This is a genomic window from Pantoea sp. S18, assembly GCF_045689705.1.
Classification (GTDB): Bacteria; Pseudomonadota; Gammaproteobacteria; order Enterobacterales; family Enterobacteriaceae; genus Pantoea; species Pantoea symbiotica.
Map to the genome: position 1 here is coordinate 3,114,360 of NZ_CP142688.1, position 25,289 is coordinate 3,139,648.

A 25,289-nucleotide genomic window follows, 5' to 3' on the forward strand; every position below is an offset into this window, starting at 1 on the left:
GTCCGCACCATCAACCAAACCGTCCCGTAATGTAATCTTCGGTACGCCGCGCTTTTGGCGAAGTGAAGATGCGATCGGTTTCGTCAAACTCAACTAATTGTCCGTTATGCATAAACGCGGTGTAATCCGACACGCGCGCCGCCTGCTGCATATTGTGCGTCACTAACACCAGCGTGAAATGCTGCTTCAACGTAGTCATCAACTCCTCGATCACCAGCGTTGAGATCGGATCAAGTGCCGAGGTGGGCTCATCCAGCAACAATACTTCCGGCTCAATGGCAATGGCACGCGCAATCACCAAACGTTGCTGCTGGCCGTTAGAGAGCGTTAAGGCGTTCTGCCCCAGCTGATCTTTCACTTCGGCCCACAAGGCCGCCGCACGCAGCGCACGCTCACAGGCTTCATTCAACACGCGACGGTCGCGCACGCCCTGCAAGCGCAGGCCGTAAACTACGTTTTCGTAAATCGATTTAGGAAACGGATTTGGCCGCTGGAACACCATGCCAATGCGGCGACGCAGCGCGGCAAGATCCTGATTCGCCTGCATCACTGCGTAATCATCCAGCAGAATCTCGCCCTCGATGCGGCAGCGATCGATCACATCATTCATGCGATTAAAGCAGCGTAGCAGCGTCGATTTGCCGCAGCCGGAAGGACCAATCAACGCCGTTATGCGGTTTTTCGGGATCTGCAGATCAATGTTATTCAGCGCCTGGCGTTCGCCATACCACAGCGACAGCTGATTAACGCGAAGGGCAATGTCGTAATCGGGCGTCATCAGAAACCTTTTTTAGTGCGTCATAAGCCGGTAACGCTCACGCAGCCGATGGCGCAATGCCATCGCCAGCAGATTGAGCGACAGGATGATCACCACCAGCAGCAAAGCGGTGGCGTAAACCAGCGGTCGATCAGCATCGATGTTGGGGCTCTGGAACGCCAAATCGTAGATCTGAAAACCGAGGTGCATGAATTTACGATCGAGGTGCAAATAAGGGAACACCGCATCAACCGGCAGCTCTGGCACCATTTTCACCACGCCCACCAGCATCAGCGGCGCGGTTTCTCCGGCTGCACGCGCCACCGCCAGAATCAGGCCGGTAAGCATGGCCGGTACCGCCAACGGCAGCACCACGCGCCACAGCGTTTCCGCCTGGGTTGCGCCCAGCGCCAGCGATCCCTGACGCAGATTATCCGGAATGCGCGACAATCCCTCTTCGGTGGCAACAATCACCACCGGCAGCGTCAGCAGCGCCAGCGTCAGCGCGGCCCACAGCAAGCCCGGCGTACCAAAAGTGGGATTGGGTAAGGCGCTAGAGAAGAACAGCTGGTCGATGGTGCCGCCAATCAGCCAGACAAAGAAACCGAGGCCAAACACGCCGTAGACAATCGATGGCACGCCGGCGAGATTCACCACCGCGATGCGCACCAGCCGCGTCAGCGCATTGCGTCCGGCGTATTCGTGCAACCAAACCGCAGCGATGACGCCGAGCGGCATGACGATGATCGACATTAACAGCACCATCAGCACGGTGCCAAAAATTGCCGGAAACGCCCCGCTCTCGCCGCCACCGGAAGTCGGTGAATCGCTGACGAATTGCCAAATCTGGCTGAAGAAGTGCAGCGTTTTGTTGGTTAAGGTCATAGCATTCGGATACCACGCATCCACCACCTGCGCCAACGGGATGGTGTGATCCACGCCGTTCACATCGCGCAGCACCAGCGTATCGCGCTGACTCTCTTGCTGCAGATGGGTTAACTGCTGCGCCAGCGCGTTGAAGCGGCGCTGTAACGCGGTGCGGTTGGCATCAAACTCGGACTGCACTTCCAGAGTGAAGCTGCCGTTACGCTGCTGCTCATCGGCTTGCTGCTGCAGGCTTTCCAGCTGTGCATTGAGGCGCGCCATCTTGATGCGACGGATGTTACTCGCCTGGCGCAGTTGCTCATGTACCTGCTGCAAACGCTGATGCAGCAAGGCATCGCGGCTTTGCGCGGTCATCACTTCATTATCCTGGCGCAGCTCCACCAGCCAACCATACGCATTGCCGCCGTTGCGGCGCTGTAGCACCAACACATCGACAGGACGACGGGTTTTCGCCTCGCCCTGGCTGTAAAGCACGCGGAAATCCGGCGCGGCAAAATCACGGTTACCGGTTTTCACCACATAGCGCCACTGTTCGCCCTGCTGCTGCTTTTGCAAGGTTTCGCCCAGCACCATCACCGCGCTGCCTTCCGGCGGCTGGAACTGATATTGATCGACCGGCTGCGGCCAGAAAGCGCGCACGCCTTGCCAGCCGAGCAAACCAATCAACAAGGTAAACGCCAGCAGGCAAACCGCGACTGCTCCGGCGGTGAGCCAGCGCCAGCGATCGTTTTGTTTCATCGCCGTCATCCGTGGCCCTCATGCTGGCTGTAACGTTGACGCAGGCGCTGACGAATCAACTCGGCGATGGTGTTGATCACCAACGTGAAGATCAACAGTATCAATGCGCTAAGGAACAGAATGCGGTAATGCGCGCTGCCCGCTGCGGCTTCGGGCATTTCAATGGCAATGTTGGCGGAGAGTGCACGCAGGCCAGCAAATAAGCCGCCTTCGCTGACCGGCGTATTGCCGGTGGCCATCAGAACAATCATCGTCTCGCCGACGGCGCGGCCAAAGCCAATCATTAATGCAGCGAAGATGCCCGCCGAGGCGCCCGGCAGCACCACGCGCGTCAGGGTTTGCCACGGCGTGGCACCCAGCGCCAGTGAGCCCTGCCCGAGCGCGCCCGGCACGCTGAATAGCGCATCTTCCGATAAGGTGAAAATCAGCGGCACTAGCGCAAAACCCATCGCCAGCGCTGCGACTAGCAGGTTGCGCTGTTCGTAATGCGCTAAACGCTCGCCAATTTCCGGCCACAACAGCGTTGGCAGCCACAGCGTCAGCAACGTCACCACCAGCAATACCGGCAGCAGCAGAATCACTTCAAAACCGGGACGTCGCCAGCTGGCAGGTAAACGCGGACTGAGCACGCCGCACAACAGTAAGGTAGCCGCCAGCACCAGCGGCAGCAGCAACACGCCAACCAGCGCGGTGCTGATATGCGGTGCCAGCCATACGCCCGCGATTAAACCAATCACCACGCTTGGCAGCGCGCCCATCATTTCGATAGCGGGCTTCACCCAGCGACGTAAACCCGGCGACATAAACCACGCGGTGTACATCGCGGCGGCCAATGCCAGCGGTGTGGCGAACAGCAGCGCCAGACTGGCGGCTTTCAGCGTACCCAATACCAGCGGCATCAGGCTGAACTTGGCTTGATAGCTGTCGCCCGCTGCGGTGGATTGCCATACCCAATCGGCCTGCGGATAGTTTTCGTACCAGATTTTCTGCCACAGGTTGCGCCAGGTGAAGTCCGGCCACGGATTATCTAAAGCAAACTGCTGCCATTCCCCGGCGCGTTCAATGATCAAGGCATCACCGCGCGGCGCGAAGGCCAGCGCCTGAATGCCCGGCGCCAGCTGACGCTCTAAGATTGCGCCCTGCTGCTTGCTGGCGAACAGCTGAACCTTGCCCTGCGCATCGTATGTGGCAAACACGCGGCGCTGCGGTTCCGGCGTGATGCCGCGCGCCTGCTGGCTGCCGTTGAAGGTGTGAATCTGTTGCAGACGCGGCCCTTTATCACTGGCGATAGCGAACCATTGCTGCACGCCCTGTGCATCCTGAATCAGCAAGGTGCGTCCACCAGCCAGCATATGCAGGCTTTGCGGCGGCAGATTGAGGGTTTGGGTTTCGCGTAACTGCGCGCCATCCGGCGTGATTTGCCACACGCGCAGCAAACGCCCGCTGCTGGCGTAGAGCAAGGTGCCATCTGGCGACAACAGCAGATGATCGGCCTGCTGCTGCGGCAGCAGGATCTGATTCACTTTTTGCTGATTTTCCAGCGTCAGCAGGCTGATGCCAGCAGCGGTTTGCGCGGCAATCAACCATTGATGATCGTTGAGCGACGTCAGCGCCATGTTACTGACCGGGCCTTGCGGTAAGCGCAGCGGACGATCGCCGAGCGGGAAACCCCATTCGCCGCTGCCGTTGCGGATAACCGGTTGCATTAACAGCAGTTCGCCCTGCATATTGAGCAGCACGCTGCGGTTATCAAAGCTTACGATCGCCGCATCGGGCTTGCCATTCAACGCCAGTGCCGGTGCCGCGGGTTGACCATCGAGCGGAATAAAGCGCGCTTCGTTACGGCTAATGCGCCAGCCTAAATGGCCGTCGCTGCCCATCGCCAGCATCGGCGCTTTGTCCCACAGCTGAATATTGGTGGTGGCATGCATCCCCGGCGCGCTAAACAGCGGCAGCACCACCCAGATCAACCAGAAGAACAGCAGTAACATCAGCAGCAAAATTCCCACGCCGCAAGCTGTGACAACGCGGCGCACTAAATTATCAGTGGCGCGTCGACGACGGTCGCTAAAGTGGACGGGAATACGATTTATGCTCATGCAGGCCAGGTTACCGGTGGAAACAAGTCGCTATGTTGCCCGTAGCTGATTGATAAGACAACCTTTGACGTTGGACAAGCCTGCCATACTCTCGCCATAATGGTGACGGACACTGAGCGGTAACGCATTTTTGTGCATTTTCCGCCGGACATTCCGTCCAGCATCAGCATCTCGGAGTCAGAATGGGTCAGGATAAGCTGTATATAGAAAAAGAATTAAGCTGGTTAAGCTTCAATGAACGTGTGTTACAGGAAGCCTCGGATAAAAGTAATCCGCTGATTGAGCGCATGCGCTTTCTGGGAATTTATTCCAATAACCTCGAAGAGTTCTATAAAGTCCGCTTTGCCGATCTCAAGCGGCGGATTCTGATCAGCGAAGAGCAAGGCAAACCGACCTCTTTGCGACATCTGTTGAAGAAAATTCAGTTGCGGGTACAGAAGTCGGATCAAGAGTTTGATGCGCTTTATAACGATCTGCTGCTGGAAATGGCGCGTAATCAGATCTTCCTGATTAACGAACGCCAGCTGTCACCGAATCAGCAAGAGTGGCTGCGCTACTACTTCAAACATCAATTACGCCAGCACGTCACGCCGATTCTGATTAACCATGACACCGATCTGATCGAATTCCTGAAAGACGATTACACCTATCTGGCGGTGGAGATCATTCGCGGCGACGATATTCGTTATGCGCTGCTGGAGATCCCGTCGGATAAAGTGCCGCGCTTTATTAACCTGCCGGCTGAGTCGCCACGTCGCCGCAAACCAATGATTCTGCTAGATAACATCCTGCGTTATTGCCTCGATGAAATTTTCAAAGGCTTCTTCGATTACGATACGCTGAATGCCTATTCGATGAAGATGACGCGCGATGCCGAATACGATCTGGTAACAGAAATGGAATCGAGCCTGCTGGAGCTGATGTCCTCGAGCCTGAAGCAGCGTCTCAATGCCGAGCCGGTACGTTTCGTTTATCAGCGCGATATGCCGGATGCGATGGTGGAAATGCTGCGCCATAAGCTGTCGATTTCGAACTACGATTCGATTGTGCCCGGTGGCCGCTATCATAACTTTAAAGATTTCATTGGCTTCCCGAACGTTGGCAAAAGCAATCTGGAAAACCGTCCGCTGCCGCAGATTCGTCACATCGGTTTTGACGGCTTCCGCAACGGTTTCGATGCCATCCGTAATCGCGATGTGCTGCTCTACTATCCGTATCACACCTTTGAGCATGTGCTGGAGCTGCTGCGTCAGGCCTCGTTCGACCCGAACGTGCTGGCGATTAAGATCAACATTTACCGCGTAGCAAAAAACTCGCGCATCATGGATGCGATGATTCACGCCGCCTATAACGGTAAGAAAGTCACGGTAGTGGTGGAACTGCAGGCGCGCTTCGATGAAGAGGCCAACATCCGCTGGGCGAAACGCCTGACCGAAGCGGGCGTGCATGTGATCTTCTCCGCGCCGGGTCTGAAAATCCACGCCAAGCTGTTCCTGATTTCGCGCCGTGAAGGCGAAGAAATAGTGCGTTATGCGCATATCGGTACCGGGAACTTCAACGAAAAAACCGCGCGCATTTATACTGACTATTCATTGCTGACCGCCGATGCGCGCATCACCAATGAAGTGCGCCGCGTGTTCAACTTCATTGAGAATCCGTATCGCCCGGTGACCTTCGAGCATCTGCTGGTTTCACCGCAGAACTCGCGCGACATGCTGTATAAGTTTATTGATGCCGAGATCGCCAATGCGCAGCAAGGCAATCCTGCCGGCATTACGTTGAAGATCAACAACCTGGTGGATAATGGTTTAGTTGATCGGCTGTATGCTGCCTCGTCGGCAGGCGTGAAAGTGAATCTGCTGGTGCGCGGTATGTGTTCGCTGATCCCCGATTTACCGGGCATCAGTGAAAATATTCGCATTACCAGCATCGTTGACCGCTATCTCGAGCACGACCGCGTCTATATTTTTGAGAACGGCGGCGAGAAAAAGGTGTTCCTCTCTTCCGCGGACTGGATGACGCGTAACATTGATCACCGCATTGAAGTTGCCGTGGCGATTCTTGATCCACGCGTGAAGCAACGCATTCTGGACATTATCGCCATTCTGTTTAGTGATACGGTGAAAGCCCGCATCGTCGATAAAGAGCTGAGTAATCGTTATGTGCCGCGCGGCAACCGTAAAAAGGTGCGTTCGCAGCTGGCCATTTACGACTACATCAAGAAACTGGAACAACCCGAATAACGCCTATGCCAATCTCACATAAAAGTACGCCGAAACCTCAAGAATTCGCGGCAATCGACCTCGGCTCGAACAGCTTCCATATGGTCATTGCCCGTGTGGTGGATGGCGCTTTGCAAGTGCTGGGACGCCTGAAACAGCGCGTGCATCTGGCCGATGGGCTGGATGCGCACAATCGCCTGAGCGAAGAAGCGATTGAGCGCGGGCTGAGCTGCCTGGCGTTGTTCGCCGAACGTTTGCAGGGCTTTAGTGCCGCCAACGTGACGATCGTCGGTACGCATACGCTACGTATCGCCAGCAACGCCGAAGAATTCTTGCAGCGCGCGGCTGAAGTGATTCCCTATCCGATTGAAGTGATTTCCGGCAACGAAGAGGCGCGTTTGATCTTCATGGGCGTGGAACACACGCAGCCGGAAAAAGGTCGCAAGCTGGTGATTGATATCGGCGGCGGTTCAACTGAACTGGTGATTGGTGAAGACTTTGAGCCGCAGTTGGTAGAAAGCCGCCGCATGGGCTGCGTCAGCTTCGCTAATCTGTTCTTCCCGAAAGGGGAAATCACGCCGGAAAACTTCCGCCGTGCGCGCCTCTCCGCTGCGCAAAAGCTGGAAACCATGGCGTGGCAATATCGTCTGCACGGCTGGCAATACGCGCTGGGCGCTTCGGGTTCCATCAAAGCGGCCTGCGAAGTGCTGCTGGCGATGGGCGAAAAAGAGAAGCTGATTACGCCCGAAACGCTGGAGTTACTGACCACCGAAGTGCTGAAGCATAAGTCATTCAATGCGCTGAGCCTGCCGGGCTTGTCGGAAGAGCGTAAAGCGGTGTTTGTGCCGGGTTTAGCGATTTTGTGTGGCGTGTTTGATGCGTTAGCGATTCGCGAACTGCGTCTTTCTGACGGCGCACTGCGTGAAGGCGTGCTGTATGAGATGGAAGGCCGTTTCCGCCATCAGGATATTCGCAGCCGCACCGCGCAAAGTCTGGCCAATCACTACGCGATTGATAGCGATCAGGCGCGCCGGGTGCTGGAAACCACCGAGAAGCTTTATCTCCAGTGGCAGGAGCAGAATCCGAAGCAAGCCAATCCGCAACTATCGGCGCTATTAAAGTGGGCCGCGCTGCTGCATGAAGTGGGATTGACCATCAATCACAGCGGCATGCAGCGCCATTCGGCCTATATCCTGCAAAACTCCAACATGCCGGGCTTTAATCAGGATCAACAGATGCTGTTGGCGACGCTGGTACGTTATCACCGCAAAGCGGTGAAGCAGGATGAGATGCCGCGTTTCACCTTGTTTAAAAAGAAACAGTTTCTGCCGATGGTATTCCTGCTGCGTCTTGGCACGCTGCTGAATAATCAGCGCCAGGCGACTACTAAACCGGATTCGCTCAAGCTCAGCACCGACGACGGCCACTGGACGCTTACCTTCCCTGCCGGCTTCCTAAGCCAGAATACGCTGGTGCAGCTGGATCTGGAGCGCGAGCAAGCTTACTGGAATGATGTCACCGGCTGGAAACTGATGCTGGAAGAAGAGGAGTAAAGCGGGCAGTTGGCCCGCAATCTGGTTATGACTACACGCCCCGATAACTATTATGCTGAAAAATACGGTCTCACGCCGACCCATTCTGAAGTGCTGGCGGCCCTGCCACATCTTGAAGTGGGTAAAGCGCTGGATTTAGGCTGCGGCCAGGGCCGCAACAGCCTGTTTCTCAATCAGCATGGCTTTGAGGTGACGGCCTGGGACAGCAATCCCGCCAGTCTGGAACGCCTGAACAGCATCATCGCGGAAGAGAATCTGCAGAACATTCACACCGAGCTGTGCGATCTCAATAGCGTGCGGTTCAACGGCGCCTATCAGTTTGTGCTGTCGACTGTGGTGATGATGTTCCTGCAACCGGCAACCATTCCGCAGCTGATTGCCGATATGCAGGCCAGCACGCGTAAATATGGCTACAACCTGATTGTGGCGGCGATGGATACCGATGATTATCCCAATACGCAAAATTTCCCATTTGCGTTTAAATCGGGTGAACTCAGCCACTATTACCGCAACTGGCACATCGTGAAGTACAACGAAGATGTCGGTGAACTGCATCGTCGTGATGAAAACGGTAACCGTATTAAATGCCGTTTCGCCACGTTGCTGGCGCAGAAAGCCAGCTACTAAGCCAACGGCCGCCTTGCGCGGCCGTTACTTTGTCTGATATCGATCAATTCGCCGCACCTTTTTTGCTCGTTTTTCACACAGCGATTGCTTTAGCGATCTAAGTGTGACTAAATATTGCCTCCGCCCAATCGGGCAATTACAGGAACCACCCCGCGTGAACAGCGCTATCTCTGCACGAAGACGTCCCAAAACCGGTACCATGACCCGCGTTGTTTTACTGGTCAGCTTCTTAATTTTGTTTGGCCGCCTGCTTTTCATCATTCCCGGTGCCATTGAGCATCATCAGCAAAAGAAAGCCATCCCTGAACCGGTCACGCTGAGCACCAGTGATTCGCGCTAAATACTTTGCGGGTCGCCTGTCGCTGCTAAACATTGTCCTTTGAGACAATGCTGCTTTTTACGTCCTGTTACCCGCAACGCGCTACACTGTGAGCTGACTTTACAGACACAAGGAACGCGTTATGTCTGCTTCGCATTCACAAAAATTAGCTGAAACCCGCCATCACATCCTGAACCTGCTGCTTAACGAGCATGATCTGGTTGATGTTCTGCTGGATAAATCCGTCGATCTTAATGCGGGTGAACTGCGTGATATCACCGACTGGCGTCATGAATTAGAGCGTGAGCTGCAGCAATTACACGCCGCGGATTTGGCCGACATCCTCGAAGCCTTGCCGGAAGAAGAGCGTCAGGCGCTGTGGCGTTTAGTGCCAACGGCGCAGCGCGGACACGTGCTGGTTGAGGCTTCAGAAACCGTTTGGGCCAGCCTGACGGAAGAAATGTCTGATCGCGATATTCTGCACGCCATCGAGCCGCTGGATATCGACGATCAGGTATATCTGGCGCGCTACTTGCCGCGTGATTTAACCGGGCGTCTGCTCACCACTCTTGAGCCAAGTCTGCGCGCACGGTTAATGAGCGTGATCGAGCTGGATCGCGACCGCGTCGGGCAGATCATGGATTTCAACATCCTGACGGTACGCTCAGACGTAACCTTAGCCACGGTGCAGCGCTATCTGCGTAAAGGCAAAAAAATGCCTGACGGCACCGATAAGATCTTTATCACCGACGAACAGAACCAACTACAAGGTGAGCTGACGCTCACGGATATTCTGCTCAACAAACCGAAGATGCTGGTCGCCGAAGTGATGAATCCGCATCCCACCACTTTTCAACTCAACGATAAAGCGGAAGACGCCGCCAGTGCGTTCGAACGTTATAACCTGATCTCCGCTGCGGTAACTGATGCACAAGGCAAGCTGATTGGCCGTATCACCATTGAAGACGTGGTCGATTTGGTGAACGAAGAGAATGAAAGCAACATCCGTAAAATGGGTGGTATCAGCCAGGGCGAAGACGTGTTTGCGCCGGTGCGTAAAGCGGTGGGTAAACGCTGGGCCTGGCTGGCAGTTAACCTGTGTACTGCGTTTGTCGCTTCGCGCGTGATTGGCCTGTTTGAAGCCACCATATCGCAGCTGGTTGCGCTGGCGGCGCTAATGCCAATCGTTGCGGGCATCGGCGGCAATACCGGCAATCAAACCATCACCATGATTGTGCGTGCATTGGCGCTGCATCAGGTTGAACCGGGTAACTTCTCATTCCTGATCATGCGTGAACTCGGCGTGGCATTAATAAACGGCCTGTTCTGGGGCGGCATTATGGGCGGCGTCACCTGGCTGATGTATGACAATCTGCAACTCGGCGGCGTGATGATGCTGGCGATGGTGCTAAACCTGCTGCTGGCCGCGCTGATGGGCGTGCTGATTCCGTTAATCATGACCAAGATGAAACGCGATCCCGCCGTTGGCTCCAGCGTGCTGATCACTGCCATCACCGATACCGGCGGATTCTTTATCTTCCTAGGTCTGGCTACGATATTTTTGCTGCATCATTAAGGCTTTAAACAGTGTGCGTAACGTTGCAGCATCTGCTGTAAATTGAGTTGCAACGTTGCGCGCGCCAGTTCACTCAATGCTGGATTGACCCGCGTTGAACCTCGCTGATTTAACCACTCCAGTACATCGATTAAATGCCATAACGCTGTTTTTCCATCATGAATCGGGCGTGGAAACTGCGGGCTGTGGCTCAGCATTAGCTTGCGCATATTCTGCCGCGAAACACCTATCAACTCTGCAATATCAGTCAGCCCGACTAAATCCGGTGCGGCTTCAATCAGTTCAGCATCTGGCAATGCCTGAAAAACATCATCTAACGCGCTGCGTACCGCGTCCTGTGCAGTGCTGGCTTCCCGGCTGAACGTCATGCTTAATTTTCCCGCTACACCCGCGCCAATTAACGCATCAGTGCAACCTTGCGAACCAAGACGCTCAAGCGTTTCATCGGTGTCGATCTCATCATTGAGCTGAAAACGCAGCGTAAACTCAAATTCCATGTTTCACTCCTCGTCACTTAATCCGCTGAGGACTTTCACTGCAGTTATCCACCACCCGCCTTAGCAATTTGGCATGCGTTTCAGGATTTTTTGGCGTGCTCAAGATGCAGGTAATACAGTAATCCCCACATCGACACTCTGCCGAGTTATCTGGGCAGTACATCTTGCCCCACGCATGGTGGCCGCCGACTGCAATTTTCCAACCTCTTGCTTCTGCATATCGCAAAGCTTCTTCTACCGCTTTATGCGGATGCCGCTTCCTGTCTGACATCGCTGGTTACCTTATGCTCACCGCACTGAGTTGTCAACTGACAACCAAGAGAAACTTCGATACTATTTCAGCGGCGCATGCTGCAGAAAATAACCAGAACGGTCTCAACACGCTTTGGTTCCTTTTTGTGCTGGAAGACAGCGCACAAAATCAAGCGCACAGCGTCTGAAGTGCATATAGACTCTATTGTTATCACTGACCTGACGGAGAAGAAGCATGTTTAACGTGGATGATTTTGTGCAGTCTAAGACCGGTGGCCCAAAGATGCAGGTGCTGCGCGTGGAAGGCGATATGCTGTGGTGCGCTCGGGTTGATGATCACATCAAACGAGAAATTGAAGTCAGAGCCGATACCGTGAATCTGTATCATGAAGACGGTGATTTCGGCGTCTGTTAAAAAAAGTGCCCCAAATCGGGGCCATTTTTAGGGATTGTCGCGCTGCACATTGTTCTGCCCGATACCGCCAATAAACGGCAGACGCAGCCTGAACGGTGTGAAATCCAGCCCCATGTTTAATCCCAGCAAGTTCACTTCCAGCCCCTCTTCCGCGCCAACCGTTACGCCCAGCACACCCAGCAGGGAAAGCTGTACGCCACGACCTGACGGCGGTAAACCCACCGGATTGAGTAGCGAGCGATAATCTTTGCCGAGCGCGTTAGCCGGTAGATCCAGCTTCAACGCCGGTACCTCGCGGCCAATGTGCGCCATAAAGGTATTGCTGTTGGGTCCAGGCCAGGCGTGATAGGTCGTCGGCCACGGATAGGATTTTATCGCCGCTTCGATCTGCGGAATCATCGCTTCTGCGCTACTGCCGCGATGATCAACCAGCAGACGCGGCTTCGCGCCGTACCAGTAGCCATCCGGGAGATTGCTGTTGCGCCGCACCTTATCGCCGCTGCCCCAGCTAATCACTTCATAGCGGTTGTAGCGGGTTTCACCGGCGCGTTTAAAGATAATCCACGGATGCACCGCTACGGCGCCCTTCCAGCCATAAGTCGGCGCAGCATAAACCTGCACGATAGCTTCTGCCGCATAACGCTGTGGATCCGGTGCGATGCCGGCAGAATCACGCCTTGCGGACGCCCAGCCACCGCGTTCAGAGGTGAGCTCACCGCTACGCGTTGCCTGCGCCAAACTCGCGCCTAATGAAAGCAAGATGATGCAAAGAAAAGAGATCATTACGGCTTTGAAAGGCAACATCGACGGCATCCTGATGAGTAAAAATCACTCGCTATCTTGCAACGAAACGGTTGGCTTTGTATTCACGAACTATGCGATTCACTTAGCCGTTTTACCTGCCATCAAAACGTTTGAAAGAAAAAGCCCGCAATTAAGCGGGCTTCGTTTTTACTCATCAATCAAAGCAGGATTTATTCCCACTCGATCGTCGCAGGTGGTTTACCTGAAATATCATAAACCACGCGTGAGATGCCATTCACTTCGTTGATGATGCGGTTAGAGACGCGGCCGAGGAAATCGTACGGCAGGTGCGCCCAGTGCGCGGTCATGAAGTCGATGGTTTCCACCGCACGCAGTGAAACCACCCAATCATATTTACGACCATCGCCCATCACGCCAACAGAACGCACTGGCAGGAACACGGTGAACGCCTGGCTGACTTTGTTGTACAGGTCAGCTTTATGCAGCTCTTCGATGAAGATAGCGTCTGCACGGCGCAGCAGGTCGCAGTACTCTTTCTTCACTTCGCCCAGCACGCGCACGCCCAAACCTGGACCTGGGAACGGGTGACGATACAACATGTCGTACGGCAGGCCGAGTTCCAGACCGATTTTACGCACTTCGTCTTTGAACAGCTCTTTCAGCGGCTCAACCAGGCCCATCTTCATCTCTTTCGGCAAACCGCCCACGTTGTGGTGCGATTTGATTACGTGCGCTTTACCGGTGGCAGAAGCCGCCGATTCAATCACGTCAGGATAGATGGTGCCCTGCGCCAGCCACTTCACGTCTTCCAGACGCAGTGCCTGCTCGTCGAACACTTCAACGAATACGCGGCCGATGATTTTACGTTTGGCTTCTGGGTCGTTCTCGCCCGCCAGCGCATCAAGGAAGCGCGCTTCAGCCGCCACGTGCACGATGTTCAGGCCGAAGTGGTCGCCAAACATGTCGAGCACTTGCTCAGCTTCGTTCAGACGCAGCAAACCGTTGTCGACGAACACGCAGGTCAGACGCTCGCCGATGGCGCGGTGCAGCAGCATCGCGGTCACAGAAGAGTCCACACCGCCAGACAGGCCGAGGATCACTTTGTCTTCGCCAACCTGCTGACGAATACGCTCAACCGCATCTTCGATGATTTTGGCTGGTGTCCACAGCGCTTCGCAGCCGCAGATATCACGAATGAAACGCTCAAGCATGCGCAGGCCCTGACGCGTGTGCGTCACTTCCGGGTGGAACTGCACGCCGTAGAATTTCTTCTCTTCGTTCGCCATGATGGCGAACGGGCAGGTTTCGGTGCTGGCAACGGTTTCGAAACCGGCTGGGATGGCGGTGACTTTGTCGCCGTGGCTCATCCACACATCCAGCAGCGGTTTACCTGCTGCGCTAATCGCATCTTCGATGTCACGCACCAGCGCGCTCTGGGTCAGCACTTCAACCTGCGCATAACCAAATTCACGCTCGTTAGAGCCTTCTACTTTGCCGCCCAGTTGCATCGCCATGGTCTGCATGCCGTAGCAAACGCCCAACACAGGCACGCGGGCGTTAAACACGTATTCCGGGGCACGCGGGCTGTTCAGCTCGGTGGTGCTCTCCGGACCGCCAGAGAGAATGATGCCGTTCGGGTTGAACTGGCGAATTTGCTCTTCGGTGACATCCCACGCCCAGAGCTCGCAGTAAACACCCAGTTCGCGCACGCGGCGCGCAACCAGCTGCGTATACTGAGAACCAAAATCGAGGATCAAAATACGATGTTTATGAATATTTTCAGTCGTCATTGAGGCGTTTCCATTGGGATGGACTTAATAATAAAAGCGCCCGGCGGGTGCCGGGCGCTAAATTTTACGGGATTATGAACCCATGCGGTAGTTTGGTGACTCTTTGGTGATGGTCACATCATGCACGTGGCTTTCATTGATGCCCGCGCCGCTGATACGCACGAACTCCGCTTTGGTACGCAGATCGTCGATGGTTGGGCAACCGGTCAGGCCCATGCAAGAGCGCAAGCCGCCCATCTGCTGGTGCACGATCTCTTTCAGGCGGCCTTTATAGGCAACGCGACCTTCGATACCTTCCGGTACCAGTTTGTCCGCGGCGTTATCGCTCTGGAAGTAACGGTCTGAAGAACCTTTAGACATCGCGCCCAGTGAACCCATACCGCGATAAGACTTGAACGAACGGCCCTGATACAGCTCGATTTCGCCCGGAGACTCTTCGGTACCGGCCAGCATTGAACCAACCATAACGGCCGCTGCGCCTGCTGCAATCGCTTTTGCGATATCGCCAGAGAAGCGGATACCGCCATCAGCGATAACTGGAATGCCGGTGCCTTCCAGCGCGGCAACTGCATCAGAAACTGCGGTGATCTGTGGAACGCCAACGCCGGTAACGATACGTGTGGTACAAATTGAGCCAGGGCCGATACCCACTTTCACCGCGCTCACGCCTGCCTGTGCCAGCGCCAGTGCGCCTGCGCCAGTAGCGACGTTGCCGCCGATGATTTCCAGGTTCGGATATTTTGCACGGGTTTCACGAATACGCTGCAGTACGCCTTCTGAGTGACCGTGTGACGAGTCAATCAGCAGCACGTCAACACCGGCAGCAACCAGCGCATCAACGCGCTCTTCGTTGCCTGCACCAGCGCCAACAGCAGCACCCACGCGCAGACGGCCTTCCGCATCTTTACAGGCGTTAGGTTTACGTTCGGCTTTCTGGAAATCTTTAACGGTGATCATGCCCAGCAGGTGGAAGCTGTCATCAACAACCAGCGCTTTCTCAACACGTTTTTCATGCATTTTGTGCAGCACAACTTCGCGTGCTTCACCCTCTTTCACCGTTACCAGACGCTCTTTCGGGGTCATCACCGCAGAAACCGGCAAGGTCAGGTCGGTAACAAAACGCACGTCACGGCCAGTGATGATGCCCACCAGCTCGTTCTCGGTGTTCACTACCGGATAACCGGCGAAGCCGTTACGCTCGGTCAGCTCTTTCACCGCAGCCAGCGCGGTGGTTGGTAGCACGGTTTGCGGATCGGTAACTACGCCGCTTTCGTGTTTTTTCACCTTACGAACTTCGTCCGCCTGGCGCTCAATTGACATGTTTTTGTGAATAAAGCCCAAACCACCTTCCTGCGCCAGCGCAATGGCCAGACCGGCTTCGGTCACGGTGTCCATGGCAGCAGAGAGCATTGGGATGTTCAGACGGATATTTTTCGTCAGTTGAGTGCTGAGATCAGCGGTGTTCGGTAAGACAGTGGAGTGAGCGGGAACGAGCAGAACGTCGTCAAATGTGAGGGCTTCTTTAGCGATTCTTAACATTGCAATATCTCCACCTGGGGGCGATTAAAACAGATAAAATATTGCCGCGGCATTATACAGGCCGAAACCGATTGCCTCCAGTGTTTTTTCAGAAAATGTCTTGATCCTCAGGGCAAGCAATGTAGTATCAGTTGATTAACCCTCTGATTTAAAATTTGATCTACATCACATGTCGCTACCGCCAACCGCCAATATTTTTACTGTCAGCCGCCTGAACACCACGGTGCGCCAACTGCTGGAAAATGAGATGGGCCTGGTGTGGCTCAGTGCTGAAATTTCAAATTTCACTCAGCCCTCTTCCGGTCATTGGTACTTCACGTTGAAGGATGATGGCGCACAAGTGCGCTGCGCGATGTTCCGTAACAGTAATCGCCGCGTCACCTTCCGTCCTCAGCATGGCCAGCAAGTTTTAGTGCGCGCCAGCATCACGCTGTATGAGCCGCGCGGCGATTATCAGCTGATTATCGAAAGCATGCATCCCGCCGGTGAAGGCTTGCTGCAGCAGCAATTTGAACAGTTGAAAGCGCGTTTGGCTGCAGAAGGCTTATTTGATCAACAGTTCAAGCAGCCGCTGCCGGATCCGGCGCGTCAGGTTGGCGTGATTACCTCCGCTACCGGCGCGGCGCTGCACGACGTACTACGCGTACTGCATCGACGCGATCCCTCCTTGCCGGTGATTATTTATCCAACGGCGGTGCAAGGCGTAGATGCGCCAGCCAGCATTGTGCGTGCCATTGAGCTGGCCAACCAGCGCGATGAGTGTGACGTGCTGATCGTGGGCCGTGGCGGCGGTTCGCTGGAAGATTTATGGAGTTTCAATGACGAACGCGTGGCGCGGGCGATTTTTGCCAGCCGCTTGCCGATCGTCAGCGCCGTTGGGCATGAAACCGATGTCACTATCGCTGACTTCGTAGCGGATTTACGCGCGCCAACGCCTTCTGCTGCGGCAGAATTGGTGAGCCGTAATCAACTCGAACTGTTGCGCCGTTTGCAGTCGCAGCAGCAGCGCATGGAGATGGCGATGGATTTCTATCTGGCACAGCAACAGCGTCGCTTCACGCGCATCCAGCACCGTTTGCAGCAGCAGCATCCGCAGCTGCGTTTGGCACGTCAGCAGACCGCGCTCTTCCAGCTGCAGCGTCGTCTCGGTGAAGCGATGGACCAGCGCCTGCGGGTGGCTAATCGTCAGCAGGATCGCCTGCTGCAACGCCTCAATGCCCTGCAGCCGCAGGGACGTATTCTGCGCGCTCAGCAGCAGCTGCAGCAGTGGCACTATCGCTTACAGCAGGGCATGGAAAAGCAGCTCAATCACAATCGTCAGCGCTTTGGCACGCTGGCAGCACAACTGGAAGGCGTGAGCCCGCTGGCGACGCTGGCGCGTGGCTTCAGCGTCACTACTGACACGCAAGGTCAGGTGGTGAAGAAAACCCAGCAGCTAAGTAAAGGCGACTTGCTACGCACCCGGCTGGACGATGGCTGGGTGGAAAGCCAGGTTACCGCTCTCGAACCACAGAAATCCCGGAGCCGTAAAGCACGTTCATAGTATGAAAACTATACTTTCTGGCACATTCGTTAAAGAGCCAGGGAGATTGGTATGTCTTACAGCGTTATCCCACCCTACATTCTGCGCAATATCATTGATAATTGCTCCGGCGCGCAACAAGACTACGCGCGCCGCACCCTCACCCACGTCCAGCACTTAATGGGCGAACACAATGCTAAACCGGCAAGCACCGCCACAGCGCAGCCTGGCACGGTGCTGCGGGCTATCTACGACGCCGAAGGAACACAAAATCTGCCCGGCACTTTGGTGCGCGACGAAGGCCAGCCGGGAAATGGTGATGTCGCAGCCGAAGAGGCGTGGAACTATCTCGGCATTACCTACGATTTCTTTTGGCAAACCTACCAACGCAACTCGCTGGACAACAAAGGCCTCAAGCTCGATGGCACCGTGCATTACGGTAAGGAGTACCAGAACGCCTTCTGGAACGGGCAGCAGATGGTGTTTGGTGACGGCGACGGCGAGATTTTCAATCGCTTCACCATCGCGCTGGATGTTGTGGCGCACGAGCTGACGCACGGCGTGACGGAAACCGAAGCGGGATTGATCTATTTCCAACAGGCAGGTGCGCTGAACGAATCGATGTCTGACGTGTTTGGCTCGCTGGTGAAGCAATTCCACCTCAAGCAAAGTGCCGATCAGGCCGACTGGATCATTGGCGAAGGTTTGCTGGCGCAGGGCATCAACGGGCGCGGATTGCGATCGATGTCATCACCCGGCACCGCCTACGATGATCCGGTGCTGGGCAAAGATCCGCAACCAGCCGATATGGCTCACTACATCGAAACACGTGACGACAACGGCGGCGTGCATCTCAACTCGGGTATTCCCAATCGCGCCTTCTATCTCGCCGCTAAAGCGCTGGACGGCTTCGCGTGGGAACAGGCGGGTCAAGCCTGGTACGACACGCTGTGCGACAAAACGCTGCCGCAGGATGCCGATTTCAGCACCTTTGCACGCTTTACCGTGCAGCACGCGAAACAGCGGTTCAACAACTCAGTGGCGGAGAAGATCCAATCCGCCTGGCAGCAGGTGGGCGTAAAATGGACATCCAACTGACCGATGACGCAATAATCGAGCTGGCGCGGGAAGGCGGTATCGCTTTTATTCCCAAACTACGCGGCGAACGGCGCTTTGCACTGGCGGAGCTGCCGGAACCGCAAAAGCAGCGCGTCTGCGAGGTGCTGGAACAGGCAATGCCGCTGGGCGAACCGGAAGATCAGGCGGCAAATATCGGTCGCGGCGATCAGCGCTATTACCGCATTCAAATCACCTATGCGACACACCGTGAGGCGGCAAGCTTAGTGATTTTAATTCCTGAACAACTGGCGCCACCCGAGCTGCAATCGCTGTGGCGAGACGGTGAATAGGTTATCAGAGATCTCTCAAGGCAGAGCGTAACTGGTTGACTATACTCATTATGTGGCTAGCTAGTCCACGTCGAAGAAAACACCCTTAGATGAGGTCTCTGCTATGACACAAAAAAAGCAACGAGGTGGTGCCGGGAACTTTGCAGAGGACCCGGAGCGCGCCAGGGAAGCAGGTAGTGCTGGCGGCAAAGTCAGCGGGGGTAATTTCAGAAACGATCCTGAAAGAGCCAGGGAAGCTGGAAGAAAAGGAGGTCAAAAAAGCCGTCGCCCTTCCAAGCAGCAGTAATTAAGGTGCCTTAAAGGAAGTGATGTGCCACGGATGGTTAAAAAAAAGGCCGACATCATGATGTCGGCCTTTCTCGTATTGAGAACTTACTTGCTGTCTGGCAGCGCGTAAGCAATCACATAATCACCACGGTCTGGCGACTGACGTGCGCCGCCTGCGGAGATCAGGATGTACTGTTTGCCGGTTTTCGGCGATACGTAGCTGATTGGACCGCCCTGGCTGCCAACTGGCAGACGTGCTTTCCACACTTCTTTACCGGTTGAGCTATCGAAAGCGCGCAGATAGTAATCCTGCGTACCGGCGATGAACACCAGGCCGCCCTGCGTTGCCAGCGTGCCGCCTAAGGTCGGCATACCAATTGGCATCTTCGCGCGCATTTTAATACCAAACGGACCGGTATCTTCAACGGTACCAACCGGCACCTGCCATACGATCTGACGGGTTTTCATGTCAATCGCCGACAGCGTACCGAACGGCGGAGCCTGGCACGGAATGCCCAGCGGCGACATGAAGCGGTTTTTGTTAACCGCGTACGGTGTGCCTTTAAGCGGAACCGCACCCATACCGGTGTTGATGGCTTCGCCACCGTTGCTGGCTGCAGTCTTGCTGGTGTCTTGTGGGATCATCTGTACCCACAGGCCGAGACGCATGTCGTTGACAAACATGTACTGGTTGTTCGGGTCAAACGAGATACCGCCCCAGTTCATACCGCCCAGCGAACCTGGGAAGCTGAGGGATTTATCAGTATCCGGCACGGTGAACAGACCATCGTAACGCATGCCTTTAAAGGCAATACGGCACGCCAGCTGATCAAACGGCGTTGCGCCCCACATATCCGACTCACTCATTTTCTGGTTGCCGATGTTTGGCATTTCCACTGAGTGCGGCTGAGTTTTGGTGTACTGCTCGTTCGGGATGTGACCCTGCGGCATCGGCAGCTCTTCAACTTTGGTCAAAGGCTTGCCGGTCAGGCGGTCCAGCACCCAAATCATGCCGGTTTTCGCCCCGATAACAACGGCTGGCTTGTTGGTGCCATCCTTCATCGGGAAGTCTACCAGGCTCGGCTGCATTGGCAGGTCGAAGTCCCACAGATCGTTATGCACGGTCTGATAAACCCACTTCTGCTTACCGGTGGTGGCATCCAACGCCAGGATTGATGCGCCGTAGGTGTGATCCAGTTTGGTACGGTTCGCACCCCACAGATCCACTGACGAGCTACCCATTGGCAGGAACACGGTGTTCATTGCCGGATCGTAAGACATTGGCGCCCACGAGTTCGGCGTACTGCGGGTGTAATCTTTACCCGGCATCAGCACCGCATTGGGGTCATCGTTGCCTGGGTCAAACGCCCAACGCATCTGACCGGTGATAACGTCGAAACCACGCAGCACGCCGCCAGGCATGTCGGTCTGTACGTTATCCGCAACACGGCCGCCCACAACAACGGTGGTACCGGCCATCGCTGGCGGTGAAGTCAGCTGATACTGCGGATCTGGCGCACTGCCGAGACCGGTTTTCAGGTCAACCACACCGTGCGTACCGAAGGTGTCGCACAGCTCACCGTTATCAGCGTTGATAGCAATCAGACGCGCATCGATGGTGTTCATCAGAATACGACGCTGACAGGTATCGCCCGCAGGCAGCACAGCGGCAGTCACCGGCGTTGAGCCCGGCTCTGTTGGCTGCTGCAGCGGTTTAGTCGCATCGAAATAGGCTAAGCCACGGCAGCGGTTCCACACTTCTGCCTGCGCGTTGATTTCGCGTTTCCAGATTTCCTTACCGCTGTCTGCTGCAACCGCAATCACATTGTTGTGCGGGGTGCACAGGAACAGCGTATTGCCGACCTGCAGTGGAGTTTGCTGATCTTCCGCACCGTTACCGGTTGGGCTGATTGGCGTGTCACCGGTGTGGAAAGTCCAGGCGACCTGTAAGTCTTTCACGTTGTCGCGGGTAATCTGATCGATGGCAGCGAAGCGGTCGCCACCCGGCGTACGGCCGTAGCTGCTCCAGTCTTGCTGAGGTTTTGATTTATCGACCGGAATCAGCGGCAGCTGTTTACCGTCAAACGCCACGGTAGGATGCGGCTGGAACATCTGCACGAAGGTCGCCACCATGCCCACCGCGATCACCGCAGAGAGCACATAAGAGGCTTTCGCCAGAGAGCTTTTGCCTTCGCTTTTACGCAGGGCTGGCCAGGTGAGGAATGCAAACAGCATCAAGCCGGCTGGCACCATCAAACGTGATACCAGCGGCCAGAAATGCAAGCCCGCATCAAACAGTGACCAAATCAACGTGCCAGCAAACACCAGAATAAACAGGGTGACGGCGGATGACTTGCGACGGAAGAACTGAATGGCCGACAGCAGCATGACGATACCGGCGATGAGGAAGTACCAGCTGCCGCCCAGCGCAACCAGCTTGCCGCCGCCGATAGCGAAGAACAAGCCGATAGCCAGCAGGACCAGGCCAAACAGTACGGACCAGATGCTCAGCCCTTTGCCGGGACGAGCGGAATTTTCTGCCATAACAAAAACTCTCCTGAAAAAATAAAGCGCTGGCGCCAGTAAATCTGTGGCAGCCGATAACAAGGCTCCAGCCGCAGCGGGAGACAGGAATAATTCCGTTACGCTTTATTTTATATCTATTGGTACGGGTGCAATGCCCGTGATTCGGCGCTTGTGAGCGAGGACACAACGCAGGTGAGAGTGATTCTCGCTACAAGGCGGCAGGATTGTACCACCTGGTACAATAAAAAGTGAATATCCATAACGCGGCAGTCACTGGTTAATAGCATTTTTGCTACAAATCCAGTCGTAAGCTATTAATAAATATGACGGCGTATCGTGACTTTTCTTATTGCGATGTTAAGTCGGGGATGAATTCGACACGTTTTTTGGAAATAAGTCCGTCGCCGTGCTGGCAGAAGTAGTCCACCGCACCGCAGGCTTTCAGCACCTGCAACGGTTGGTGGCAATCCGGGCATGAGGCGATGTGTGCGAAATGACGTTCACAGCTGGGGCAGTCAAAACCGGTTTCATTGTGAGTGAGTAGTTGCTGACAGGCTGGGCAGGAAAAATTCATCAATTGTCCTCTGCGCTTTGGATGGCGGTCGCCATGAATGGCGACCCTACGAGTTACAGGTTCATAAAAAAGGGCCCTGCTGGGCCCTTCTCATGTTAACGCTTGTTCTTCTTCAGATGCGACATCAGACGCTGACGTTTACGCTGCTGCGTTGGCGTCAACAGATTGCGCTTGCCCGCGTACGGGTTATCGCCCTCTTTGAACTGAATGCGAATCGGCGTGCCCATCACGTTGAGTGAACGACGGAAGTAGTTCATCAGGTAACGCTTGTAGGAATCGGCCAGATCTTTCACCTGGTTGCCGTGAATCACCACGATTGGCGGGTTATAACCACCGGCGTGCGCATACTTTAGCTTCACGCGGCGACCACGCACCAATGGCGGCTGGTGATCGTCGGCGGCCATGGTCATGATGCGCGTCAGCATTGCGGTGCCCACACGTTTGGTGGAGCAGTCGTAGGCTTCAGTCACCGATTCGAACAGGTTGCCGACGCCGCTGCCGTGCAGGGCTGAAATGAAGTGGATGCGCGCAAAATCGATAAAGCCCAGGCGGAAGTCCAACATCTCTTTGACTTCATCTCTGGCTTCCTGCGTCATGCCATCCCACTTGTTGACCACAATTACCAGTGAGCGCCCACTATTCAGGATAAAGCCGAGCAGCGAGAGATCCTGATCGGAAATTCCGGCACGCGCATCAATCACCAGCATCACAACGTTAGCGTCTTCGATCGCTTGCAACGTTTTAATAACTGAGAATTTCTCGACAGTTTCGGTGATTTTACCGCGCTTACGTACACCAGCAGTATCAATCAGCACATACTCACGATCATCGCGTTCCATCGGAATATAGATGCTGTCACGCGTGGTGCCCGGCATGTCGAAGACCACGACACGGTCTTCGCCAAGAATACGGTTAGTTAGCGTTGACTTACCCACATTCGGGCGGCCAACGATAGCGAGTTTGATCGGCAGTGTGGTAGGGTCGAAGTCTTCTTCTTCCTCTTCCTCCAGCGCCTTCTCAGTCTCTTCTTCTAAATCGGCCCAATAGGCGGCGTTCTCTTCTTCTTCGGTGAGTTCGACTTCTGGAACGATTTCTTCCATCCACGGCAACAGTGCGGTTTCCAGCAGGCTGTTAACGCCACGGCCATGCGAAGCCGCAATGGCGTGAATCTCACCTAAGCCCAGCGCATAGAAATCCAGCACCGCTGCTTCCGGGTCGATACCGTCAGTTTTGTTGGCGACCACAAAGGTGGCTTTCTCACGCGCACGCAGATGATTGGCGATTTGCTGATCCGCCGGCATCACGCCCGCGCGCGCATCCACCATAAACAGCACCACATCGGCTTCTTCAATCGCCAGCAGCGACTGCTCCGCCATGCGGTTTTCAACGCCCTCTTCGGTGCCATCGATACCGCCGGTATCAATAACAATGAATTCGCGCCCTTCCACTTCGGCGCGACCATATTTGCGATCGCGAGTCAGTCCAGGAAAATCCGCCACCAGCGCATCACGTGTGCGTGTTAAACGGTTAAATAGCGTAGATTTTCCCACATTGGGACGCCCAACCAGCGCGACCACAGGTACCATAACACTTGCCTCAGTTTTTAAAATAATTCGCCCGAATGGCGTGATTATAACGACATTTGACGCCAGGCGTCAGGCTGAAGGCGCAAAGAATACCATGCCTGACTAAAAACGAAACGGCCCCTGACGAATCAGGAGCCGTGTAAGCGAGCGGGAAACGGGTTCCCGCAGAGCCAATTCCTTAACGGGTGATGGCGTAAACTTCTCCGCCTTTCGCCTGGATCAGCAGCTTGTCACCGGCGACAACCGGTTCAGTCTGGAAGCCATCGCTGTCCAGTTTCTGCTGCGCCACGAAGCGGCCGTCAAGGGTGTTGATCCAATGCAGATAACCTTCACTATCGCCCACCACCAGATAACCGTTGAACAGCACCGGCGAGGTCAGATTACGATGCAGCAGATCGCTTTGACGCCAGATGGCCACGCCACCGTCAGCATTCAGGGCAATCACGCGATCATCCTGATCGACCAGATAGATACGACCCGCATCCACCACCATGTCTTTCACGCCGCCAATTTCGCGCTTCCACAGAACCTGACCAGAACGCAGTTCCAGTGCGGTGAGGTTGCCGTTATACGCCAGCGCATAAATCACACCGTTTACCACAACTGGCGTGGTATCGACGTCGCTCAGGCGATCGATTTCCGTTGCGCCGCTTGGCTGCGAAATACGCTGCTGCCAAATCAGCTGACCTTGGTTGACGATGACTGCGCTCACGCGGCCATTGTCGCCACCGACGATTGCGCCACCAAAGGCCACGGTCGGAGCCGATTCACCGCGCAGTGACAGCGCAGGCATATCGAGGTTGACGGTCCATTTGATTACGCCAGTGCTCTGATCAAGACCTTGCAACATACCGTTGCTGGTGTGGATCAGCACTAAACCGTCGCTCACCACCGGACGCGACAGCGCTTCACCGGCGACCTTGGTCTGCCAGGCAATGCCACCATCGCTGCTATTTAACGCAAATACCTGACCACGTTCGCTACCGATATAGATGCGATCGCCGCTGGCCGTTACACCGCCAGAAAGCAGTGCCGAGATGTTTTTCGAGAAGAATCCGGTTTTCTCAGAGAGATCGACTTTCCATTTCTCTTTACCATTGCTGGCATCAAGCGCTTTAACCACACCAAAACGATCCGCAGCATACACGGTACCGTCCAGCCAGGCTGGATGCAGATTGGAATAGAAATCACCAACGCCGTCGCCGACCGAGGTGCTCCACGCGGTCTGCGGCGTAAACTGGTTTTCCACTTTAGGCAGCGGGGCCATTTTCACTACATCTTCTTCGCCGCTGAACAGCGAGCAACCGCTGAGCAGAGTGACTGAAATCAGCCCTGGCAGCAGGTATTTACGTAATTCCATGTGCGCTCTCT

22 protein-coding genes are annotated in these 25,289 nt (G+C 55.2%); 11 read left to right on the plus strand and 11 right to left on the minus strand.

Annotated elements, in window-relative coordinates; all coding sequences use genetic code 11:
* Positions 1-10 precede the first annotated feature (10 nt).
* Genes pstB through VIJ98_RS14415 form a run of 3 tightly spaced genes read right to left on the minus strand, consistent with a single transcriptional unit; the run spans position 11 to position 4,479 of the window.
* Positions 11-778, minus strand: coding sequence for a phosphate ABC transporter ATP-binding protein PstB (pstB, locus tag VIJ98_RS14405; RefSeq protein WP_154190478.1), 768 nt, complete (start codon positions 776-778; stop codon positions 11-13).
* A 12-nt stretch (positions 779-790) separates the two neighbouring features.
* Positions 791-2,389 (minus strand): phosphate ABC transporter permease PstA, encoded by a 1,599-nt coding sequence (pstA, locus tag VIJ98_RS14410; RefSeq protein WP_154190480.1) that lies wholly within the window; start codon positions 2,387-2,389, stop codon positions 791-793.
* A complete protein-coding gene (locus tag VIJ98_RS14415) occupies positions 2,386-4,479 on the minus strand; it encodes an ABC transporter permease subunit (protein ID WP_323274618.1) in 2,094 nt (697 codons plus the stop codon). Before VIJ98_RS14415 ends, pstA begins: the two co-directional genes overlap by 4 nt.
* Before the next feature lie 182 nt (positions 4,480-4,661).
* On the opposite strand from VIJ98_RS14415, the gene ppk1 reads away from it, so the two are divergent.
* From ppk1 to mgtE, 5 genes are all read left to right on the plus strand, one after another.
* Positions 4,662-6,722: a polyphosphate kinase 1 gene (gene ppk1, locus VIJ98_RS14420; protein ID WP_008108325.1), complete on the plus strand. Its 2,061-nt coding sequence runs from the start codon at positions 4,662-4,664 to the stop codon at positions 6,720-6,722.
* Positions 6,723-6,727: 5 nt separating this feature from the next.
* Positions 6,728-8,254, plus strand: a complete 1,527-nt coding sequence (ppx, locus tag VIJ98_RS14425; RefSeq protein ID WP_008108324.1) for an exopolyphosphatase — start codon at positions 6,728-6,730, stop codon at positions 8,252-8,254.
* Between the two features lie 27 nt (positions 8,255-8,281).
* On the plus strand, positions 8,282-8,881 hold the full coding sequence (gene tehB, locus VIJ98_RS14430) for a tellurite resistance methyltransferase TehB (RefSeq protein WP_265300233.1): 600 nt from the start codon (positions 8,282-8,284) through the stop codon (positions 8,879-8,881).
* A gap of 154 nt (positions 8,882-9,035) precedes the next feature.
* Positions 9,036-9,221, plus strand: coding sequence for a YfgG family protein (locus VIJ98_RS14435; RefSeq protein WP_008108322.1), 186 nt, complete (start codon positions 9,036-9,038; stop codon positions 9,219-9,221).
* A gap of 121 nt (positions 9,222-9,342) precedes the next feature.
* On the plus strand, positions 9,343-10,776 hold the full coding sequence (mgtE, locus tag VIJ98_RS14440) for a magnesium transporter (RefSeq protein WP_008108321.1): 1,434 nt from the start codon (positions 9,343-9,345) through the stop codon (positions 10,774-10,776).
* Here mgtE and VIJ98_RS14445 read toward each other — a convergent pair.
* Positions 10,773-11,273 (minus strand): AlpA family transcriptional regulator, encoded by a 501-nt coding sequence (locus VIJ98_RS14445; RefSeq protein WP_154190486.1) that lies wholly within the window; start codon positions 11,271-11,273, stop codon positions 10,773-10,775. The two genes, mgtE and VIJ98_RS14445, sit on opposite strands and share 4 nt — an antisense overlap.
* 284 nt (positions 11,274-11,557) lie before the next feature.
* On the opposite strand from VIJ98_RS14445, the gene VIJ98_RS14450 reads away from it, so the two are divergent.
* Complete coding sequence (locus VIJ98_RS14450) at positions 11,558-11,713, plus strand: hypothetical protein (RefSeq protein WP_154190488.1); 156 nt, start codon at positions 11,558-11,560, stop codon at positions 11,711-11,713.
* Between the two features lie 47 nt (positions 11,714-11,760).
* Positions 11,761-11,940: a hypothetical protein gene (locus VIJ98_RS14455; protein ID WP_008108319.1), complete on the plus strand. Its 180-nt coding sequence runs from the start codon at positions 11,761-11,763 to the stop codon at positions 11,938-11,940.
* Positions 11,941-11,967: 27 nt separating this feature from the next.
* On the opposite strand, the gene VIJ98_RS14460 is transcribed toward VIJ98_RS14455, so the two are convergent.
* From VIJ98_RS14460 to guaB, 3 genes are all read right to left on the minus strand, one after another.
* The gene (locus VIJ98_RS14460; protein ID WP_061717957.1) at positions 11,968-12,744 is read right to left on the minus strand and encodes a DUF3750 domain-containing protein; all 777 of its coding nucleotides are present in this window, start codon (positions 12,742-12,744) and stop codon (positions 11,968-11,970) included.
* A gap of 170 nt (positions 12,745-12,914) precedes the next feature.
* Positions 12,915-14,495: a glutamine-hydrolyzing GMP synthase gene (guaA, locus tag VIJ98_RS14465; protein ID WP_323274622.1), complete on the minus strand. Its 1,581-nt coding sequence runs from the start codon at positions 14,493-14,495 to the stop codon at positions 12,915-12,917.
* Between the two features lie 72 nt (positions 14,496-14,567).
* Positions 14,568-16,034, minus strand: coding sequence for an IMP dehydrogenase (gene guaB / locus VIJ98_RS14470; RefSeq protein ID WP_008108316.1), 1,467 nt, complete (start codon positions 16,032-16,034; stop codon positions 14,568-14,570).
* Positions 16,035-16,203: 169 nt separating this feature from the next.
* On the opposite strand from guaB, the gene xseA reads away from it, so the two are divergent.
* From xseA to VIJ98_RS14490, 4 genes are all read left to right on the plus strand, one after another.
* On the plus strand, positions 16,204-17,577 hold the full coding sequence (xseA, locus tag VIJ98_RS14475) for an exodeoxyribonuclease VII large subunit (RefSeq protein WP_323274625.1): 1,374 nt from the start codon (positions 16,204-16,206) through the stop codon (positions 17,575-17,577).
* A 51-nt stretch (positions 17,578-17,628) separates the two neighbouring features.
* Positions 17,629-18,654: a M4 family metallopeptidase gene (locus VIJ98_RS14480; RefSeq protein ID WP_323274627.1), complete on the plus strand. Its 1,026-nt coding sequence runs from the start codon at positions 17,629-17,631 to the stop codon at positions 18,652-18,654.
* Entirely contained in the window at positions 18,639-18,965 is a 327-nt protein-coding gene (locus VIJ98_RS14485; RefSeq protein WP_323274629.1) for a protealysin inhibitor emfourin, read from the plus strand. The genes VIJ98_RS14480 and VIJ98_RS14485 overlap by 16 nt, the downstream gene beginning before the upstream one ends.
* Before the next feature lie 103 nt (positions 18,966-19,068).
* On the plus strand, positions 19,069-19,251 hold the full coding sequence (locus VIJ98_RS14490) for a general stress protein (RefSeq protein WP_045814915.1): 183 nt from the start codon (positions 19,069-19,071) through the stop codon (positions 19,249-19,251).
* An 86-nt stretch (positions 19,252-19,337) separates the two neighbouring features.
* Here the strand turns inward: VIJ98_RS14490 and VIJ98_RS14495 are convergent, their stop codons facing one another.
* The 4 genes from VIJ98_RS14495 to bamB form a co-directional block, all read right to left on the minus strand.
* Positions 19,338-21,776, minus strand: a complete 2,439-nt coding sequence (locus tag VIJ98_RS14495) for a glucose/quinate/shikimate family membrane-bound PQQ-dependent dehydrogenase (RefSeq protein ID WP_154155668.1) — start codon at positions 21,774-21,776, stop codon at positions 19,338-19,340.
* A gap of 328 nt (positions 21,777-22,104) precedes the next feature.
* A complete protein-coding gene (locus VIJ98_RS14500) occupies positions 22,105-22,332 on the minus strand; it encodes a zinc ribbon domain-containing protein (protein WP_154155666.1) in 228 nt (75 codons plus the stop codon).
* Between the two features lie 95 nt (positions 22,333-22,427).
* The gene (gene der, locus VIJ98_RS14505; protein WP_008108310.1) at positions 22,428-23,918 is read right to left on the minus strand and encodes a ribosome biogenesis GTPase Der; all 1,491 of its coding nucleotides are present in this window, start codon (positions 23,916-23,918) and stop codon (positions 22,428-22,430) included.
* A 178-nt stretch (positions 23,919-24,096) separates the two neighbouring features.
* Entirely contained in the window at positions 24,097-25,278 is a 1,182-nt protein-coding gene (gene bamB, locus VIJ98_RS14510; protein WP_008108309.1) for an outer membrane protein assembly factor BamB, read from the minus strand.
* Between the last annotated feature and the right edge of the window lie 11 nt (positions 25,279-25,289).